Origin of the sequence: Paraburkholderia sp. BL9I2N2 (genome assembly GCF_004339745.1) — a bacterium.
In the GTDB taxonomy this organism is placed as follows: Bacteria; Pseudomonadota; Gammaproteobacteria; order Burkholderiales; family Burkholderiaceae; genus Paraburkholderia.
Map to the genome: position 1 here is coordinate 4,205,335 of NZ_SMGP01000001.1, position 17,498 is coordinate 4,222,832.

General features: G+C 63.3%; 15 protein-coding genes and 1 pseudogene. 11 read left to right on the plus strand and 5 right to left on the minus strand.

The window, feature by feature from the left end; genetic code table 11:
• Nucleotides 1-22: 22 nt before the first annotated feature.
• Entirely contained in the window at nucleotides 23-1,051 is a 1,029-nt protein-coding gene (locus tag B0G74_RS19240) for a serine/threonine protein kinase (protein ID WP_132376375.1), read from the minus strand.
• A gap of 104 nt (nucleotides 1,052-1,155) precedes the next feature.
• Nucleotides 1,156-1,368 (minus strand): hypothetical protein, encoded by a 213-nt coding sequence (locus B0G74_RS19245; protein ID WP_132376376.1) that lies wholly within the window; start codon nucleotides 1,366-1,368, stop codon nucleotides 1,156-1,158.
• 427 nt (nucleotides 1,369-1,795) lie between these two features.
• Between B0G74_RS19245 and B0G74_RS19250 the strand changes: the two genes are divergently transcribed.
• The 5 genes and pseudogenes from B0G74_RS19250 to B0G74_RS19270 all read left to right on the plus strand — a co-directional run bounded on the left by B0G74_RS19250 (nucleotide 1,796) and on the right by B0G74_RS19270 (nucleotide 9,985).
• Nucleotides 1,796-4,978 (plus strand): efflux RND transporter permease subunit, encoded by a 3,183-nt coding sequence (locus tag B0G74_RS19250; protein WP_132376377.1) that lies wholly within the window; start codon nucleotides 1,796-1,798, stop codon nucleotides 4,976-4,978.
• A gap of 88 nt (nucleotides 4,979-5,066) precedes the next feature.
• Nucleotides 5,067-6,350, plus strand: a pseudogene (locus B0G74_RS19255) (efflux RND transporter periplasmic adaptor subunit); the annotation flags it as partial.
• A gap of 230 nt (nucleotides 6,351-6,580) precedes the next feature.
• Nucleotides 6,581-8,095, plus strand: a complete 1,515-nt coding sequence (locus B0G74_RS19260; protein ID WP_132376379.1) for an efflux transporter outer membrane subunit — start codon at nucleotides 6,581-6,583, stop codon at nucleotides 8,093-8,095.
• A 151-nt stretch (nucleotides 8,096-8,246) separates the two neighbouring features.
• Complete coding sequence (locus tag B0G74_RS19265; protein ID WP_132376380.1) at nucleotides 8,247-9,527, plus strand: MFS transporter; 1,281 nt, start codon at nucleotides 8,247-8,249, stop codon at nucleotides 9,525-9,527.
• 272 nt (nucleotides 9,528-9,799) lie between these two features.
• Nucleotides 9,800-9,985 (plus strand): hypothetical protein, encoded by a 186-nt coding sequence (locus B0G74_RS19270; RefSeq protein ID WP_007179669.1) that lies wholly within the window; start codon nucleotides 9,800-9,802, stop codon nucleotides 9,983-9,985.
• A 64-nt stretch (nucleotides 9,986-10,049) separates the two neighbouring features.
• Here the strand turns inward: B0G74_RS19270 and mgrA are convergent, their stop codons facing one another.
• Nucleotides 10,050-11,093 carry an L-glyceraldehyde 3-phosphate reductase gene (gene mgrA / locus B0G74_RS19275; RefSeq protein ID WP_132376381.1) on the minus strand — a complete coding sequence of 348 codons (1,044 nt, stop codon included), beginning with the start codon at nucleotides 11,091-11,093 and terminating at the stop codon, nucleotides 10,050-10,052.
• 217 nt (nucleotides 11,094-11,310) lie between these two features.
• Here mgrA and B0G74_RS19280 point away from each other — a divergent pair, with 217 nt between their 5' ends.
• Nucleotides 11,311-11,517, plus strand: a complete 207-nt coding sequence (locus B0G74_RS19280) for a DUF3185 family protein (RefSeq protein WP_132376382.1) — start codon at nucleotides 11,311-11,313, stop codon at nucleotides 11,515-11,517.
• A 75-nt stretch (nucleotides 11,518-11,592) separates the two neighbouring features.
• Here B0G74_RS19280 and B0G74_RS19285 read toward each other — a convergent pair whose 3' ends face one another.
• On the minus strand, nucleotides 11,593-12,354 hold the full coding sequence (locus B0G74_RS19285) for a phytanoyl-CoA dioxygenase family protein (protein WP_132376383.1): 762 nt from the start codon (nucleotides 12,352-12,354) through the stop codon (nucleotides 11,593-11,595).
• A 123-nt stretch (nucleotides 12,355-12,477) separates the two neighbouring features.
• On the opposite strand from B0G74_RS19285, the gene B0G74_RS19290 reads away from it, so the two are divergent.
• Both B0G74_RS19290 and B0G74_RS19295 read left to right on the plus strand, forming a co-directional pair.
• Nucleotides 12,478-12,810, plus strand: coding sequence for a hypothetical protein (locus tag B0G74_RS19290; protein ID WP_132376384.1), 333 nt, complete (start codon nucleotides 12,478-12,480; stop codon nucleotides 12,808-12,810).
• Nucleotides 12,811-12,814: 4 nt separating this feature from the next.
• Nucleotides 12,815-13,180 (plus strand): hypothetical protein, encoded by a 366-nt coding sequence (locus tag B0G74_RS19295; protein WP_132376385.1) that lies wholly within the window; start codon nucleotides 12,815-12,817, stop codon nucleotides 13,178-13,180.
• Between the two features lie 181 nt (nucleotides 13,181-13,361).
• Here B0G74_RS19295 and metK read toward each other — a convergent pair whose 3' ends face one another.
• Nucleotides 13,362-14,552 carry a methionine adenosyltransferase gene (metK, locus tag B0G74_RS19300; protein WP_132376386.1) on the minus strand — a complete coding sequence of 397 codons (1,191 nt, stop codon included), beginning with the start codon at nucleotides 14,550-14,552 and terminating at the stop codon, nucleotides 13,362-13,364.
• Between the two features lie 277 nt (nucleotides 14,553-14,829).
• Between metK and B0G74_RS19305 the strand changes: the two genes are divergently transcribed.
• The 3 genes from B0G74_RS19305 (at nucleotide 14,830) to B0G74_RS19315 (ending at nucleotide 17,477) form a co-directional block, all read left to right on the plus strand.
• Nucleotides 14,830-15,714 carry a lipid A biosynthesis lauroyl acyltransferase gene (locus tag B0G74_RS19305; protein ID WP_132376387.1) on the plus strand — a complete coding sequence of 295 codons (885 nt, stop codon included), beginning with the start codon at nucleotides 14,830-14,832 and terminating at the stop codon, nucleotides 15,712-15,714.
• 95 nt (nucleotides 15,715-15,809) lie between these two features.
• Nucleotides 15,810-16,697 carry a diaminopimelate epimerase gene (gene dapF, locus B0G74_RS19310; protein WP_132376388.1) on the plus strand — a complete coding sequence of 296 codons (888 nt, stop codon included), beginning with the start codon at nucleotides 15,810-15,812 and terminating at the stop codon, nucleotides 16,695-16,697.
• A gap of 57 nt (nucleotides 16,698-16,754) precedes the next feature.
• Complete coding sequence (locus tag B0G74_RS19315; protein ID WP_132376389.1) at nucleotides 16,755-17,477, plus strand: DUF484 family protein; 723 nt, start codon at nucleotides 16,755-16,757, stop codon at nucleotides 17,475-17,477.
• Nucleotides 17,478-17,498 lie beyond the last annotated feature (21 nt).

Genomic DNA, 17,498 nt, shown 5'->3' on the forward strand with positions numbered 1-17,498 from the left:
GCCTTCATCAACCGGGATGCACTCAAACGGGCCAGAGCGGCCCCTCCTGCATCGCGCCGAGCTGCTCGCGCAGCTCGAGGATGCGGTCTTCCCAATAACGCTGCGTGTTGAACCACGGAAACGCCGCGGGGAAGGCCGGATCGTCCCAGCGGCGCGCAAGCCACGCCTGATAGTGAATCAACCGCAGCGTGCGCAGCGCTTCGACCAGATAGAGTTCGCGCGGCTCGAAGTCGCAGAAGTCTTCGTAGCCGGCGAGCAGATCCGCCAACGCGCGCGACGCTTCGACGCGTTCGCCCGGCAGCAGCAGCCACAAATCCTGCACGGCCGGTCCCATGCGGCTGTCGTCGAAGTCGACGAAATGCGGCCCCGCGTCGGTCCACAACACATTGCTCGGATGGCAATCGCCATGCATGCGCAGCATACGGATGTCGCCGGCCCGTTCGAACGCACGCTCCACGCCTTCGAGCGCGAGGTTCACCACGGTTTCCCACGCGGTGCGCAAGTCGTCCGGCACGAAACGATGCGCGAGCAGAAAATCGCGCGGCTCGTAGCCGAAGGTGTGGATGTCGAGCGTGGGACGTTCGGCGTAGTTCTGCGTCTGGCCAACCGCATGAATTCGGCCGATGAAACGCCCGAGCCATTCGAGCGTGTCGCGCCGGTCGAGATCCGGCGCGCGGCCGCCGCGACGTTCGAAGATGGAAAAGCGGAAGCCATCGAAGGTATGCAGCGTGCGGCCATCGAGCTCGCGCGCGGGCACCGCCGGAATCTCGCGCGCGGCGAGATCGGCAACGAAAGCATGTTCTTCAAGGATGGCGGCGTCGCTCCAGCGCTCAGGACGGTAGAACTTCGCGACCACGGGTGGGCCGTCTTCCACGCCCACCTGGTACACGCGGTTCTCGTAGCTGTTGAGCGGCAGCATGCGGCCGTCGGTGCGCACGCCGACTGTGCTGAGCGCGCTGTCGAGCGCGTCGAGCACGATTTCCGGCTTGAGCCGGGCGAAAGGCACAGCGCTGTTTGCGCTGTCCTGTGGATCGAGGATGTCGTCGTTCATGCCCGCATTGTGCGCCGCGCCGCCGTCAAAGACGAGGGCGAAGGCTCACAACGCGGAACCACCCGCGGCTTACAACTTACACACGGCTTGGACTCAAACTGCCTTCAATGGATCTGCGCGCTTGACGGTCGCACTTGCTCGCCAGTATCGATCAGGTCTTCAAGGAAAAAGGGTTCAGTATTCAGGTGCGGCGATGCGCCGGGCTCCCCGGCATACCACGCCACCATGGCCATGTCGCCGAGAATGCGCATGACGATCCCGCGCGCGCCTTGCGGCACGGCGATATGCACCGATCGGACAATGGAACCGATTTGCATGATGTTTCCCCGTTTCTCCCATAGCCGGCTTTATGATTTCATGCCGGTCAAGGTGATGATAAAAGCGTCGCTCCGCCGATAACGTTGCGTACGCACCCAATCTGCTGCGCGTGATACGCGTGAGAGGTTCGAGTCATTGTTCCCGTTTTGCGGGGCCGAGGAAAGCGCGAACTCAAGGCTCTTTACCCCTTGTTTCGCCCTATTCCCATTACGGCGCGCTGGACCGATGATTCGGGGCGTAACGCGTCGCAACGAGACCATCATAAACCCTGCTGGGGTGAGATATCAAAAACGTGCACCAACTAGACCATTTGCTCGATCCGTCCGCCGCGCCGGCCTGCCCGCACCGCTGCGGCGCGCGTCCCGCCCGCCGCGTCCACCACGCAGATGGCGCCGCACCGCGCGGCTTTGAGCGGCAGAACTAGTCATGTGGATCGTTCGTCTCGCGCTGCGGCGCCCGTATACGTTCGTCGTCCTGGCCCTGCTATTGCTGATCGTCGGACCTTTGACGATCCTGCGCACGCCCACCGACATCTTCCCCAATATCGACATTCCAGTGCTCTCGGTGATCTGGTCGTATAACGGCCTGCCTGCCGACGAGATGGAAAAACGCATCGTGCTCAACTACGAGCGCGGGCTCTCGACTGCGGTCAACGATATCGAGCACACCGAGTCGACCTCGCTGAACGGCATCGCGGTGGTCAAGATTTTTTTCCAGCCGCACGCCAATATCGATGAAGCGCTCGCCGAGGTCACCGCGCTGTCACAAACGCAATTGCGCTCGCTGCCGCCCGGCATCACGCCGCCGAATATCCTGCGCTACAACGCCTCGACGGTGCCGATCCTGCGGCTCGCGCTGTCGTCCGCCTCGCTCACCGAGCAGGAGCTATTCGACTTCGGCAACAACTTCCTGAAGACGCAGCTCGCCACCGTGCCCGGCGCGTCCGCGCCGCTGCCGTACGGCGGCAAGCAGCGGCAGATCATGGTCGATATCGATTCGCGCAAACTGCAGGAGCGCAATCTTTCGCCGATGGACGTGGTCAATGCGGTCACCGCACAAAATCTGATCCTACCCTCGGGTACCGCGAAAATCGGTTCGACCGAATACTCGGTGCAAATGAACGGCAGTCCGGATTCGCTGGCAGGCCTGAACAATATTCCGATCAAATCCACCGCCAACGGCACCGTCTATATCCGCGACGTCGCTCATGTGCGCGACGGTTTCCAGCCGCAGACCAATATCGTGCGCGTGAACGGCCAGCGCGCGGCGCTCCTCACGATCAACAAGAGCGGCAATACGTCCACGCTGGAAATCGTCGACCGCATCAAGAAGATGATGCCGACGCTGCGCAATCTCGTGCCTGCCTCGCTGAATATCGACCCCGTCGCCGACCAGTCGCTGTTCGTGCGTGCGTCCGTGCAAGGCGTGCTGCGCGAGGCGCTGATCGCGGCATGCCTGACCGGTCTGATGATTCTGCTGTTTCTCGGCAACTGGCGCGCCACGCTGATCATCGCTGTGTCGATTCCGCTGTCGATGATCACGTCGATCATCGCGCTCTCCCTGCTCGGCGAAACCATCAACATCATGACGCTCGGCGGGCTCGCGCTCGCGGTCGGCATTCTGGTGGACGACGCGACCGTGGCGATCGAAAACATCAGCCATCAACTCGAACAGGGCAAGACGCTCGAGCAGGCGATTCTCGACGGCGCGCATCAGATTGCCATTCCGACGCTGGTGTCGACCTTGTCCATCTGCATCGTCTTCGTGCCGATGTTTCTGCTGACGGGCGTCGCGCACTATCTGTTCATCCCGCTCGCCGAAGCGGTGGTGTTCGCGATGCTGGCGTCCTACTTCTTCTCGCGAACGCTCGTGCCGACGCTCGCAAAATACCTGCTGCGTTATCACCATAAGCCGGCGGATCTGCATCACGCGCCGGCGCAAACGCGCAATCCGTTCATGCGCGTGCACTACGCGTTCGAAGGCGGCTTCTCGCGTTTGCGCGACCGCTATCGCGTGTTTCTCGAAGCGCGCGTCGCGCGGCCCGGTTTGTTCGTGACGCTGTTTCTGGTCTGCTGTGGCGCGTCGATGCTGCTGATGCCGTTTCTCGGCCGCGATTTTTTCCCAGCAGTCGACGCCGGCACGATCGCGCTGCATCTGCGCGCGAAAACCGGTATGCGAGTGGAGGAAACGGCGGTAGTGACCGATCGTGTGGATACGCGGATCCGTCAGTTGATACCGCCCGGTGAGCTGCATTCGATTATCGACAACATCGGCTTGCCGGTCTCGGGCATCAACCTCTCGTACAGCAACACCGGGACGATCGGCACCTCGGATGCGGACGTGCTGATCACGCTCAATCCCGATCACCATCCGAGCGCCGACTACGTGCGCACGCTGCGGCGCACGCTCACCGACGAATTTCCAGGCGTACAGTTCGCCTTCCTGCCCGCGGATATCGTCAGTCAAACGCTCAACTTCGGCATGCCGTCGCCGATCGATATTCAGATCGTCGGCCGTGACGTGGCCGGCAATCGCGTGTTCGCCGCGAACTTGCTGAACCGTCTGCGCACGGTACCCGGTCTCGTCGATGCACGCATCCAGCAGCCCGCGGATTTGCCGCGCATCTTTATCGACGTGGATCGCACGCGTGCGCAGCAAGCCGGCTTCTCGCAACGCGACATCGCGAGCAATCTGCTGATCACGCTGTCCGGCAGCCAGCAAACCACGCCGACGTTCTGGCTCAATCCGCGCAACGGCGTGAGCTACAACGTGATCACGGAAGCGCCGCAATACACGATCGACTCGTTGCAATCGCTCGCCAACATTCCGCTGAACGCGAACGGCCGCAGCAATATTCTCGGCTCGCTCGCCAGCATGAGGCGCGAAGCGGGCAACGCGACGCTCACGCACTACAACGCGCAGACCACCATCGATATTTTCGGCACCGCCGACGGTCGCGATCTCGGCGGCGTGTCCGACGACATCCGCAAGATCATCGACGACGCCAAGGCCGATCTGCCCAAAAGCTCGACCATCGAAGTGCGCGGCCAGGTGCAGACCATGAACGATTCGTTCTCGGGCCTGTTCGCGGGTTTGGTGTTCGCGATTCTGCTGGTGTATCTGCTGATCGTGGTGAATTTCCAGTCGTGGCTCGATCCGTTCATTATCATCACCGCACTGCCCGGCGCGCTCGCAGGCATCGTGTGGATGCTGTTTCTCACGCACACCACGCTGTCAATTCCCGCGCTCACCGGCGCGATCATGTGTATCGGCATCGCCACCGCCAACTCGATTCTCGTGATCAGCTTTGCGCGCGAGCAGCTGCTCGAACACGGCGACGCCACGCGCGCGGCGATCGAAGCGGGCTTCACGCGTTTTCGTCCGGTGCTGATGACGGCGCTCGCGATGGTGATCGGCATGGTGCCGATGGCGATCGGTCTCGGCGAAGGCGGCGAGCAGAATGCGCCGCTCGGGCGCGCGGTGATCGGCGGCCTGACGATCGGCACGCTGGCCACGTTGATTTTCGTGCCGGTGGTGTTTTCGATGATCTACCGGCGACTCGCGGCACGTCGCTTGCGCGCGGCTGAACACGTGGTGGGCAAGCCGTGATGCAGAGCGCTTTGGTTATCGTGCCGGAAACAGCAGGCAGCACAAGAGGCAGCTTCGACTGCCCATGCATCTTGACAGGGGAAGTTTGATGGAAGGACAACGTCCAGACGGTTCCGGCACTGCGCGCGATCCGGCAAAGGCAAAGCGCGCACGCTGGATCGGCATTGCGGTTGCCGTAGCCGTCATCGCGCTGGCGGCGCAAGGTATCTGGTCGCGCCACGATGCACACGCGGCGCTCGAACGCGATGCCGAGCATGCGAGCCAGACGAGCGTCGAAGTCGTGCGGCCGCAGAAGTCGACGGTCGGACTCGATCTCGTGCTGCCCGGCAATGTGCAGGCTTTTCTCGATACGCCGATTTACGCGCGCACGAACGGCTATCTGAGGAAGTGGTACGCCGACATCGGCGCGCATGTGAAAAACGGCCAGTTGCTCGCGGAGATCGACACGCCGGAAGTCGACGATCAACTGCGCGCCGCCCGTGCCGATCTCGCGAACGCCAACGCCAACTATGCGCTCGCGAAAAGCACCGCCGACCGCTGGACCGACATGCTGAAAAGCAAATCCGTCTCGAAGCAGGAAACCGACGAGAAGGTCGGCGACATGCTCGCGAAGAAAGCCACGCTCGACGCCGCGCGTTTCAACGTGGCGCGGCTCGAGAAGACGCAGTCGTTCCAGAAGGTGTATGCGCCGTTCGACGGCATCGTGACGGCGCGCAATGTCGATGTCGGTGCGCTGATCGACGCGGGCAGTTCCGGCGGCCCAGCGAAGGAGCTGTTTCATGTCGCGCAGGCGGATCGGCTGCGCGTTTATGTGAATGTGCCGCAGGCTTACGCGCAGCAGGTTCGTGCGCAGCAGAACGCGTTTCTCACGCTGACCGAGACGCCGGCGAAACATTATCCGGGCACCGTAGCGCGCACTGCGGGCGCCGTCGATCCGCAACAACGCACGATGCTGGTCGAAGTCGATGTCGATAACCGCAACGGCGATTTGCTACCGGGTGCGTATGCGCAAGTGCACTTCGCGCTGGGCACGGGCGCGGCGCCGTTCACGCTGCCGGGCAATGCGCTGCTGTTCCGTCCGGACGGTGTGAAAGTCGCGACCGTCGACGCGCAACATAAAGTGAAGCTCGTGCCGGTGTCGTTGGGAACGGACTTCGGCACGCGCGTAGCGATCGTGTCCGGCTTGCAAGGCGATGAGCAGGTGATCCTGAATCCACAGGACTCGATCGTCGATGGCGCACCGGTGCGGATCGTGGCGGCGAAAGCGGGTGAGGCAACGGCTGCTTCTGGCGCGGCGGCTGGTGGTGAAGGGGCAGCGGGCGCGTCTGGCGCAGCGGGCGCGTCGGGGGCAGCGGGCGCGTCTGGCGCAGCGGGCGCGTCTGGCGCAGCGGCGAGCGGTGAACGGGGAACGGGCGCGTCTGGCGCAGCGGCAAACGGCAAAGCGGCGGCGGGCGCATCCGCCGCGGTCGCGAGCGGTGGCGCGGCAGGGAGCGCGTCCGGCGCAGTGCCGAGCGGTGACGGAGCGGCAGGTTCCTCCAGCGCGATAGCCTCAAGCTCCGAGACTGCGCACGTCGCCTCATTGCTGTTCGCGAGGACATCCTCATGAACGCGCCGGCATCTCGTCGCCGTTTCGTCGCCCCGCCGCTGCGCGCGTCCGCTTTGGCGCTAGCAAGCGTATGCGCACTCACCGCATGCACCGTCGGCCCCGACTATGTGAAGCCGTCCGCCACCACCGCCGCAACCTACAAGGAACTCGAAGGCACCGGCTGGAAACCCGCGCAACCCGCCGACACGCTCACCCGCGGCGCGTGGTGGAGCGTCTACGCAGACCCGTCGCTCGATGCGCTCGAACAACAGGTCGCGAACGCGAACCAGAACGTGCAGGCCGCCGAAGCACGCTTTCGCGCCGCCCGCGCAACCGTGGCGCAATATCGCTCGAGCTTCTTCCCGGTCGTCACCGCGACCGGCGCCTATTCACGCGCGCGTTCGTCGGAGAACGTGCTGCACAAATCGACCGCCGGCCTAACGCTGAACGACTACCTCGTGCAAGCCGACGCGTCGTGGGAACCCGATCTGTGGGGCCGCGTGTCGCGCAGTGTCGAAGGCGCGAAAGCCGAAGCGCAGGCCAGCGCCGCCGATGCACAAGCCGTACTCCTGTCGATGCAGGCCGAACTCGCCACCGACTACTTCGAGCTGCGCGGGCTCGATCAGGAGCGCCAACTGCTCGACGACACGATCGAAGCCTACAAGCAGGCGCTCGACCTGACGCAGCACCGCTACGCCGGCGGCATCGCCACGGACGCCGATGTCGCGCAGGCGCAGACGCAACTGAAGACCACCCAGGCGCAAGCACTCGACCTCGGCGTGCAGCGCGCGCAACTCGAACACGCGATCGCGATCCTGATCGGCCAGCCGCCCTCCACGTTTTCGCTGCCGGTTGCACCGCTCGCCGCGGTGCCGGTCGTGGCGGCGGCGGGCGTGCCGTCCGCGTTGCTCGAACGCCGCCCAGACATAGCGGCGGCGGAACGGCACGTCGCCGATATGAATGCGCAGATCGGCGTGGCGACGGCGGCGTTTTTTCCGAACCTCATCTTGTCGGTGACGGGTGGCCTCGAAGCCACCAACTACAGTCAATGGTTGCTGGCGCCGAGCCGGCTGTGGTCGCTGGGGCCGACGCTGGCGGGCACGCTGCTCGACTTCGGCGGACGCGCTTCCGTGAAGGAACAGGCCCGCGCGCACTACGACGAAAGCGTCGCGCAATACCGGCAGACCGTGCTGAGCGCCTTCGGCCAGGTCGAGGACAATCTCGCCGCCCTGCGCGTGCTCGAACAGGAAGCGACCGCGCAGGACGATGCGGTGACCGCCGCGCAACGTGCGCTGGCAGTCGTATCGAATCGCTATAAGAACGGCGCGATCACGTATCTCGACGTGGTGGTCGCGCAAACCACTGCGCTCACCAACGAGCGCGACGCCGTGTCGATCGCGCGTCGGCGGATGGCCGCGAGCGTGGCGTTGATCAAGGCGCTGGGCGGTGGCTGGGACGCGTCCGCGCTGCCGACGGATGAGCAGATCGCGCATCCTTCCGCGCCCGCCAGCGATGCCGCGACGCGCGGGTAGTCATCGGTCTTGGATGCCGCGAAGAGGGCGCAGGACGTGCCGGCAGATCGCGTCGTCGTGGCGGTTAACCGCGCTCTGCACTGACTCGCGCGCTCTTTTCAGCGTATCCTTAACTCCTTTGTGTCCTTTGCATCCCTGAGGAGATTTTTTCGTGACCCCGCCGCCGGACTCCCACCGGACTGCTACTTCGGCTGCTCCTGCTTCGACCGCTTCTTCGACCGCTTCCGCCGTGCCCGACATCCCATACCTCGAACGCGGCACGCGCGCGTACTGGCGCGCCAGCATTGCGTTGCTGTTCGCCGGTTACGCGACGTTCTCGCTGCTCTATTGCGTGCAGCCCTTGCTGCCGTCTTTTTCGACGGCGTTCAACGTGACGCCGGCACAAAGCAGCCTGTCGCTCTCGTTGACCACGGCCGCGCTCGCGCTTGCGGTGTTCGTCGCCGGCTTCGTTTCGGAAGGCTGGAGCCGTCACAAGCTGATGACGCTGTCGCTCACCCTTTCCGCGCTGCTGACCATCGGTGTGTCGATCGCGCCGCAGTGGCACCAACTGCTCGTGCTGCGCACGCTCGAAGGTCTCGCGCTCGGCGGCGTGCCCGCCGTCGCGATGGCCTATCTCGCGGAAGAAGTGCATCCCGACGGCCTCGGCCTCGCGATGGGACTCTATGTCGGCGGCACGGCGATCGGCGGGATGGCCGGACGCGTGATCACCGGCGTCGTCGCGGATCTGTTTTCGTGGCGTGTCGCGATCGGCACGATCGGCGTGCTCGGCATTCTGTCGATGCTCGCGTTTCGCGCGCTACTGCCACCGTCACGCCATTTCGTACCGCGGCGCGGACTCGGCTTTACGCATCGCCGCACTGCCCTGCTCAAGCAATTCACGCGACCCGGACTGTCGCTGCTGTTTCTGCTCGGCTTCGTGCTGATGGGCAGCTTCGTCACGCTGTACAACTACATCGGCTACCGCTTGCTCGCGCCGCCTTATCAATTGAATCAGACGGAGATCGGCGCGATCTTCGTCGTGTATCTGACAGGCGTAATCGCCTCGCCGTGGTCGGGGCGCATGGCCGATAACTTTGGCCGCGCTCGCGTGCTCACCGCCAGCTTGCTGTTGATGGTGCTCGGTCTCGCGCTCACCATGTTGCAGCCGTTGGCGGCGATCGCGGCCGGCATCGCGTGCGTGACGTTCGGCTTCTTCGCCGGACATTCGGTGGCGAGCAGTTGGGTCGGACGCCTCGCCAAGGATGCCAAAGGTCAGGCCGCCGCCCTGTATCTGCTCGCGTATTACATCGGCTCGAGCGTGGTCGGCTCGTATGGCGGTCACGTGTGGGCCGGTTTCGGATGGAACGGTGTCGCGGGGCTGGTGGGCGTGCTGCTCATCATCGGACTGGTTGCAACGATGCGCTTGCGCGGACGTGAGCAACCTCGCATCTGATGCTCGCGCGACGACCCAACGCGCATTGAATGACGCTAAAACGTAAGGCCGACGTAAACGAACGCGACATTTTTTGCGGCGCATTTGCTGCGTCGCGGCAATCGCGGCGGCCCTTGCCGCACCGGGTTCAGCGGCTTGCGAATAGCCGCTGCAGCGCCGCAAAGCGCCGTTATATCGACTTCACTTGTCTCCTATACTCAAATCGAGCGTGGGCGGTGCATGACTCCATAAATCGAGCCGCCGCCTTCGCCGGAATACATATGGAGACGAGAATGACGACCTACTTCACGATCGGCGATTTCATCCTGGTCATTCCGATGGCGTTGGCCGGGGCTTTGTTTGTCGGTGCGCTTCCCTGCAAGACGGAATTCCGGCACAACGCGTTGCGCGTGCTTGGCGCGCTGATCGGCGTAGTGTTCGCGGTCGTGCTGGTCGAAGGTTTGCCGGCGCTCGTCTAAAAGAAAAAGCCGCCCCGTGGGCGGCTTTTCTATTGCTGCGGCGTGAAGGGCCAAGGCGCGGGGATCAGATCGCCTGATCCGTAGACGGCTTTTCCCACAGGTTGATGCCGCCTTCGGTCGCGTAGCGGTCGATCTCGGCCAGTTCGTCCTTCGAGAACGCGAGATTCTTCAGCGCGCCGACGTTCTCGCGCACCTGCTCCGCACGGCTTGCGCCGATCAGCACGGACGTCACGCGCGCATCGCGCAGCGCCCAGGCGAGCGCCATCTGCGCCAGGCTCTGGCCGCGACGTTGCGCGATGTCGTTGAGCTTGCGCACGTGCTCGATGTTCTGCGCGCTCAAATGCTCCTGCTTCAACGAACCGCCGCCCGGCTTGTTGACGCGCGCGTCTTCCGGCACGCCGTTCAGGTATTTGCCGGTGAGCAGACCCTGGGCCAGCGGCGTGAACGCGATGGCGCCGGCACCGACCTTCTCGAGCGTATCCAGCAACTCGTGTTCGATCCAGCGATTGAGCATGTTGTACGCGGGCTGATGAATCAGCAGCGGCACCTTGTACTCGGCGAGCAGCTTCGCCATTTCGAGCGTTTTGGTTGCCGAGTACGACGAAATCCCGATGTACAGCGCCTTGCCCTGCTGCACGGCACTCGCCAACGCGCCCGCGGTTTCTTCGAGCGGCGTATCGGCATCGAAACGATGCGAATAGAAAATATCGACGTAGTCGAGGCCCATGCGTTGCAGGCTCTGATCGAGACTCGCGAGCACGTATTTGCGCGAACCGCCGCCTTGACCGTACGGACCCGGCCACATGTCCCAACCGGCCTTCGACGAAATCAGCAGCTCATCGCGATACGGCTTGAAGTCGTCCTTGAAGAGCCGGCCGAAATTGGTTTCGGCGCTGCCGTACGGCGGCCCGTAGTTGTTGGCGAGGTCGAAGTGCGTGATACCCAGGTCGAAGGCCGTGCGCAAGATGTCGCGCTGCGTGGAGATCGGCGTGGTGTCGCCGAAGTTGTGCCACAGTCCGAGCGACAGCGCCGGCAGTTTGAGACCCGACTTGCCGCAGACGCGGTACTGCATATCCGAATAGCGTTCTGAAGCTGCTTCGTAAGCCATTGCTAGTGTCCTTGATGGTGAAGGCGCCCGACCAGTATGCGGGCATGGGCAATTGCATGCTGCGGGAGGCGTGCTGCTATGTTTTTGTAGGAGGGGATGCGGCCAGACCGCTATGGTAGCGAATCGACGTGATGCATGCAGACACCCAGTATGCGGGATGGACGATCGCTTGCAGCTCCCCTACACTTTGCCCGATTCAAGCTCATGGGAGAGGTAGATGACGAAGGCGATTTCCATCGCGTTGATTGTCGGCGGTGTCGTGCTGCTGTATTTCGGCGGCCAGGCGTTCAATTCGGTGAGTAGCGACGTCTCGCGCGTCTTTACCGGTTCACCGACCAACAAGGCGATCATGCTGATCGTGGGCGGCGTCGTGGCCACGATCGCCGGATTGACGGGAATGGCTTTGTCGGGACGCAAGCGTTAACAGCCTGCGCGAGAGTGCGGCGCCTCGGATTTTCAGCGTATGAAGCCGATGCGCCGCCGCGAGAGATCGAAAAACCTAGAACGCCACTTCGGGCTTCGCAGCCGAACGGGTGCCGGGCAACGGCACGTTGCTCGCGCCGTGATAGGTGTACACCAGAGAAAACTTCACCTGATCGCTGATGTTCTTGCCCGCCGAATGCAGCGTATTGCAGTGAAAGAACACCACGTCGCCGGCCTTCAGTTCAGGCGACACCGCCGTGCGAATCCATTCCTGATTTTCTTCCAGATCGGAGCGGAAGAATTTGGACTGATCGAACCGGTCGGAGGTGAACGCGGCGCTGTGCGACTTCGGCACCAGCCACAGCGCGCCGTTATCCACCGTCTCCGCGCCGACTGCAAGCCACACCGAAACCAGATCGTCCCGCTCGAACGACCAATACCGCACGTCGCGATGCCAGCCGGTCAAGCTGCCGTACGCCGGATGCTTGGTCATCATGCAGTTATGGTGTGCGCGTGACAGCCGCGGCTCCTCACCGAAATACAGTTCCATCCAGCCGCGAATTTCCGGCGCGGTCGCCCACTGCGCGAAACTCGCATGACGTCCATACGCATCCAGCAGCCGCCGCACCGTATGGCCGCCGGGCGCCTGTTTGGAGCTCGGTGCGCCGGGATACTGCAGATCCGCTTCGAACTCGATCGGCGCGGCTGCTTCCTGCAACTGACGCTGCGCAATCTGCTTCAATTCATCGCAACGCTCGGGCGACACCAATCCGGGCACCACGACAAAACCCTGCTCCCGCAACGTCTGAATCTGCTCTTTCTTGGAATGAAGTGACATGGTGTTCCGTTACTGTCGACAAGCTGATGCCCGATTGTAAAACGGGCGCGATCGCACAGTGTGCTGTTTCACCGCCGCAAAACCGCAGCTTACGCACTGCTTTCATGCGTCAAGCTCGATTTCATGGCACTTCAAACGGGCAAGCACGCACAAAAATCGACCGCAAAGGGCGCGACCCCGCAGTCGCAAATCGCGATCTACCCCGTAAAAACCCGTATTTGCAGGGTAAAAACGGACTTTATGACGTCACGAATCGCGTGTAACCTGCGCTGCATGTTGATCGTCATTCCCGCACTTTCGCGCCGCGCACAGGCCACCAAGGCCGACTCCGCTGTACTCCGTGCATTTTTCAGTCGAATTCCGGGCTTTCGCGCCGTCCATCGCGACACCGCCATTGGCACATTTGGTGCTCTTCATGGCGCACATTCCGTCGCGCGACACGTTGCCTACTTGTGAAGCCATGCATACTCTCCTGAGCACCCGTCTTACCCGCGCCGCACTGAAAGCGGCGCGTCCCGCGCGCCGCCATGTCGTGCGCGCGCTGCGCCATCACGCCACCCGCACCCGCGCGTTGGGCGAACAATGGCGCGATGCCAAAGCCGTCGACGGCATTCGCACCTGGTTCAACACGTTCTTCTCCGCCTTGCGTCTGCAAGGCAGCTCGCGCCGTTTTTCGCTGCGCACGCTGCTGCGCAAACCGACGCCGCTGCGCCTCACCGCGCAACGCGCACCCGTTGCCGTGCCGCAGAACACGAGCCGGCGCCCGCGTCGGATGTCGACGAATGGCAGCACCGGCTGGTTCGCGTTCGCGTTTGCGAGCCGTTAAGGCGAGTACAGAACACGCTGCTCGACCCGCGCGGTTCCACGCACTACGCGCTGACGATGCGAAAGCCCATCGCGGCCGGTGAAGCCGCGGGTCGATTGCGCAGCAAAGCGACCGCCGCAAACTAAAAAAACCCTGCTGGCTCACGCCAGCAGGGTTTTTTGTTGAAACGGACAACTCGCGCTTATTCGGCCAGCGCGGCAACCGGTTCCGTGCCAGCGGCTTCGGCGAGCGCCAATGCCTTGTCCGTGGATTCCCACGTGAATTCCGGCTCTTCGCGGCCAAAGTGACCGTAGGCCGCGCTCTTCTCGTAGATCGGACGCAGCAGATCGAGCATCTGGATGATGCCCTTCGGACGCAGGTCGAAATGCTCCTGCACCAGACGCGTGATAGTCGCATCCGACACGCGGCCCGTGCCGAACGTGTTCACCATGACCGACGTCGGCTGGGCGACGCCGATGGCGTACGACACCTGAATCAGGCAGCGCGAAGCGAGGCCCGCGGCCACGATGTTCTTCGCGACATAACGGCCGGCGTAGGCCGCCGAACGGTCGACCTTCGACGGATCCTTGCCCGAGAACGCGCCGCCGCCGTGCGGTGCGGCACCGCCGTACGTATCGACGATGATCTTGCGGCCGGTCAAACCGCAATCGCCTTGCGGACCACCGATCACGAAACGACCCGTCGGGTTCACCAGGAACTTGATGTCGCCCTTGATGAGTTCGGCCGGCAGCGTCGGCTTGATCACTTCTTCGATCACGGCTTCGCGCAGCGTGCCCAGATCGATGTCCGGCGAATGCTGTGTGGACAGCACCACGGTGTCGATCGAATGCGGCTTGCCGTCGACATAACGCACGGTGACTTGCGACTTCGCGTCCGGACGCAGCCAGGGCAAACGGCCGTCACGGCGCAGATTTGCCTGACGCTCCACCAGACGGTGCGACAGGTGGATCGGCAGCGGCATCAGTTCAGGCGTTTCTTCGCACGCGTAACCGAACATCAGGCCCTGGTCGCCGGCGCCTTGATCGAGGTTGTTGTCGTGCGCGCGGTCCACGCCCTGGGCGATGTCCGGCGATTGCTTGTCGTATGCGACGAGCACCGCGCAGCCGCGGTAATCGATGCCGTAGTCGGTGTTGTCGTAACCGATGCGCTTGATCGTGTTGCGCGCAACCTGGATGTAATCGACGTTCGCGGTCGTGGTGATTTCACCGGCCAGCACGACGAGACCCGTGTTGCACAGCGTTTCCGCGGCGACACGCGAGTATTTGTCCTGAGCGAGGATGGCGTCGAGAATGGCATCCGAAATCTGATCCGCGACTTTGTCGGGATGGCCTTCGGAGACGGATTCGGAAGTGAAGAGATAGTCGTTTGCCACGTTGCAGACTCCTGTTTTGTGGTTACGGTTGAGTTTCACGTAGCCAGCTTCGGGAGCCTTGAAGCGGCGACGCTTTAGCGGATTACCTTACCGGGAGGCGCAAATCACATGGTTTGCAGCCACCGGCTTCGCCCCGCAAGTTGTCTATTAACTCGGCGAAGCCCTTATTATAGCGACTTCTTATGATTGTCACAGAGTGTCCAAGAGTGCGGTATTACGTCAACTTTTCCGCTTTCCTGAAGCCTGCCTTGCCCCGCGCCTCTTTTCAGGGGGTGGCATGCTGAGCCGCTATGGCGCCAAACTCGCGATCGGGCTGCTGAAACTGTTTGCACTGTTACCTTATGGTGTCATCGCCCGTCTCGGTGACGGACTCGGCTGGCTGCTGTATCAGATCCCGAGCCGGCGCAAACGCATCGTCCATATCAATCTGAAGCTGTGCTTCCCCGAATGGAGCGACGAACGCCGTGAAGACGTCGCGCAGAAGCATTTCCGCCACGCGATCCGCAGCTACCTCGAGCGCAGCGTGCAGTGGTTCGGCTCGGCGAAGAAGCTCGAAAAGCTGATCCAGCTCGACAGCGCGATCGATCTGACGGACCCGAATTTGCCGCCCACGCTGTTTCTCGGCTTACACTTCGTCGGTATCGAGGCCGGGTCGATCTTCCTGAACTATTCGCTCAAGCGCCAATGCGGCTCGCTCTATCAGCCGATGTCGAACCCGGAACTGGAAGAAGTCGCCAAAGCGGCGCGCGCGCGCTTCGGCGCGGACATGGCGAGCCGCGCCGACAGCGCGCGCATCGTGCTGCGCTGGCTCCGCGACGGCAAGCCGGTGATGCTCGGCGCCGATATGGACTACGGCGCTCGCAACTCCACCTTCGTGCCGTTCTTCGGCGTGCCGACCTGCACGCTGACCGCGGTGGGGCGTCTGGCCAAGGTCGGCCACGCGCAGGTCGTGCCGTTCATCGGCGAAGTGCTGCCGAATTACAAAGGCTACCGCCTCAAGGTGTTCAAGCCGTGGGAAAACTACCCGACCGGTGACGACGATGCGGACGCCCGTCGCATGAATGCTTTCCTGGAAGAGCAGATTCCGTTGATGCCCGAGCAGTACTACTGGGTGCATAAGCGCTTCAAAACCCGGCCGCCGGGCGAACCGAGCGTGTATTGAACGGGCCGCCTTCGCGGTGTGCGAAGAAAGCGCCCGGACGCGGAAATAACGCGGCGTTCGGGCGCACCCAAGGGCGCGTCACTTACAATAGCGTGATGAAACTGAAATTCACCAAAATGCACGGCGCGGGCAATGACTTCGTCGTGCTCGACGGCTACACCCAACCGGTCAACCTGACGCCGGTGCAGGTGCGCGCGCTCGCGGACCGGCATTTCGGCGTCGGCGCCGACCAGTTGCTGCTGGTCGAAAAGCCCACGGTGGCCGGCGTCGATTTCAGATATCGCATCTTCAATTGCGACGGCGGCGAGGTCGAGCATTGCGGCAACGGCGCACGCTGCTTCGTCAAGTTCGTGCGCGACAGCGGCCTCACCGATCAACGCAGCGTACGCGTGCAGGTGCAAAAGGGCACCATCACGCTGACCATGCAGGAAAACGGCGAAGTGCTGGTCGACATGGGCTCGCCCGTGTTCGACCCGGAGCGCGTACCGTTCGCCACCAAAGGTCTGGAAGGCCGCCGCGAAGGCGCGGACACGCTCTGGCCGCTCGACGTGAGCGGCACGACGCGCTGGATTTCGGTGGTATCGATGGGCAACCCGCACGCCGTGCAAGTGATCGACGACGTCGAAGCATTCCCCGTGCTGGTCGAAGGCCCGGTGATCGAACGTCATGCGCGTTTTCCGCAGCGGGTGAACGCGGGCTTCATGCAGATCGTCGGCCGCAGCGAGATCAAGCTGCGCGTGTACGAACGCGGCGCGGGCGAAACGCTGGCGTGCGGAACGGGCGCCTGCGCGGCCGTCGCGGCCGGCATCCGGCGCGGGCTGCTGGACGCACCGGTGCTCGTGCACACGCACGGCGGCACACTCACCATCACGTGGGACAGCACGCAAGCAGACGAGCCGCTGCTGATGGCCGGGCCTGCCGCGACGGTCTTCGAAGGCGAAATCGAACTGCCCGACTCATTAGCCGATTCACAGGCCGCATAAACTCATTGACCGATGCTTCGCCTCAAGGCGTCGCCCCGTAGTCCTTTAGCCCAAACCATGAACGATCGCGAAGTCGCCGAATATCTGCTCGCCAATCCTGAATTTTTCGCCGAACACGCGGAAATGCTCGCGACGATCCGCCTCGCGAATCCACACGGCAAAGCCGCGGTGTCTCTGCAGGAACGGCAGATGGAGATGCTGCGCGACAAGAACAAGCATCTCGAACGACGTCTCGCCGAACTCCTGCGCTACGGCCACGAGAACGACAGCATCGCGTCGAAATTCAACCGCTGGACCATTCGCGTGATGGCTGAGCGCGATCCGTATGCGCTGCCGCGCACGATCGCCACCGGTTTGCGCGACATCTTCGACGTGCCGCAAGCCGCGCTGCGCGTGTGGGATGTGGCCGAGCCGTATGCTCAGGCCGACTTCGCACGCCATGTCGGCGAGGAAGTGCGCATCTTCGCTAATAGCCTGACCACGCCGTATTGCGGCGCGAATACCGGCTTCGAGGCGGCGCAGTGGCTGGCGCCGTCCGTGGCCGCTGTGAGCGACGAGGGCGCGGCCGGCCACGCGGCGTCCGAGTCGGCGCACGCCACCGAATCGATCGCCCTGCTCGCGCTGCGCGATCCCGAAGGCAAGGAAGAAGCGCCGACCTTCGGCCTGCTGGTGATGGGCTCGGCCGACGCGCGCCGCTTCCACGACGGCATGGCCACCGATTTCCTGACGCAGATCGGCGCGCTGGCCAGCGCCGCGCTGAGCCGTCTGTTGCCGCGTTGAGCCGCGTCTAGCTCCGCGCCA

What these genes read in the sequence shown, in the direction of transcription:
- B0G74_RS19240 (WP_132376375.1), bottom strand. Translation starts at nt 1,051, where the DNA reads ATGAACGACGACATCCTCGATCCACAGGACAGCGCAAACAGCGCTGTG.
- B0G74_RS19245 (WP_132376376.1), bottom strand. Translation starts at nt 1,368, where the DNA reads ATGCAAATCGGTTCCATTGTCCGATCGGTGCATATCGCCGTGCCGCAA.
- B0G74_RS19250 (WP_132376377.1), top strand. Translation starts at nt 1,796, where the DNA reads ATGTGGATCGTTCGTCTCGCGCTGCGGCGCCCGTATACGTTCGTCGTC.
- B0G74_RS19260 (WP_132376379.1), top strand. Translation starts at nt 6,581, where the DNA reads ATGAACGCGCCGGCATCTCGTCGCCGTTTCGTCGCCCCGCCGCTGCGC.
- B0G74_RS19270 (WP_007179669.1), top strand. Translation starts at nt 9,800, where the DNA reads ATGACGACCTACTTCACGATCGGCGATTTCATCCTGGTCATTCCGATG.
- mgrA (WP_132376381.1), bottom strand. Translation starts at nt 11,093, where the DNA reads ATGGCTTACGAAGCAGCTTCAGAACGCTATTCGGATATGCAGTACCGC.
- B0G74_RS19280 (WP_132376382.1), top strand. Translation starts at nt 11,311, where the DNA reads ATGACGAAGGCGATTTCCATCGCGTTGATTGTCGGCGGTGTCGTGCTG.
- B0G74_RS19285 (WP_132376383.1), bottom strand. Translation starts at nt 12,354, where the DNA reads ATGTCACTTCATTCCAAGAAAGAGCAGATTCAGACGTTGCGGGAGCAG.
- B0G74_RS19290 (WP_132376384.1), top strand. Translation starts at nt 12,478, where the DNA reads ATGGCACTTCAAACGGGCAAGCACGCACAAAAATCGACCGCAAAGGGC.
- B0G74_RS19295 (WP_132376385.1), top strand. Translation starts at nt 12,815, where the DNA reads ATGCATACTCTCCTGAGCACCCGTCTTACCCGCGCCGCACTGAAAGCG.
- B0G74_RS19305 (WP_132376387.1), top strand. Translation starts at nt 14,830, where the DNA reads ATGCTGAGCCGCTATGGCGCCAAACTCGCGATCGGGCTGCTGAAACTG.
- dapF (WP_132376388.1), top strand. Translation starts at nt 15,810, where the DNA reads ATGAAACTGAAATTCACCAAAATGCACGGCGCGGGCAATGACTTCGTC.
- B0G74_RS19315 (WP_132376389.1), top strand. Translation starts at nt 16,755, where the DNA reads ATGAACGATCGCGAAGTCGCCGAATATCTGCTCGCCAATCCTGAATTT.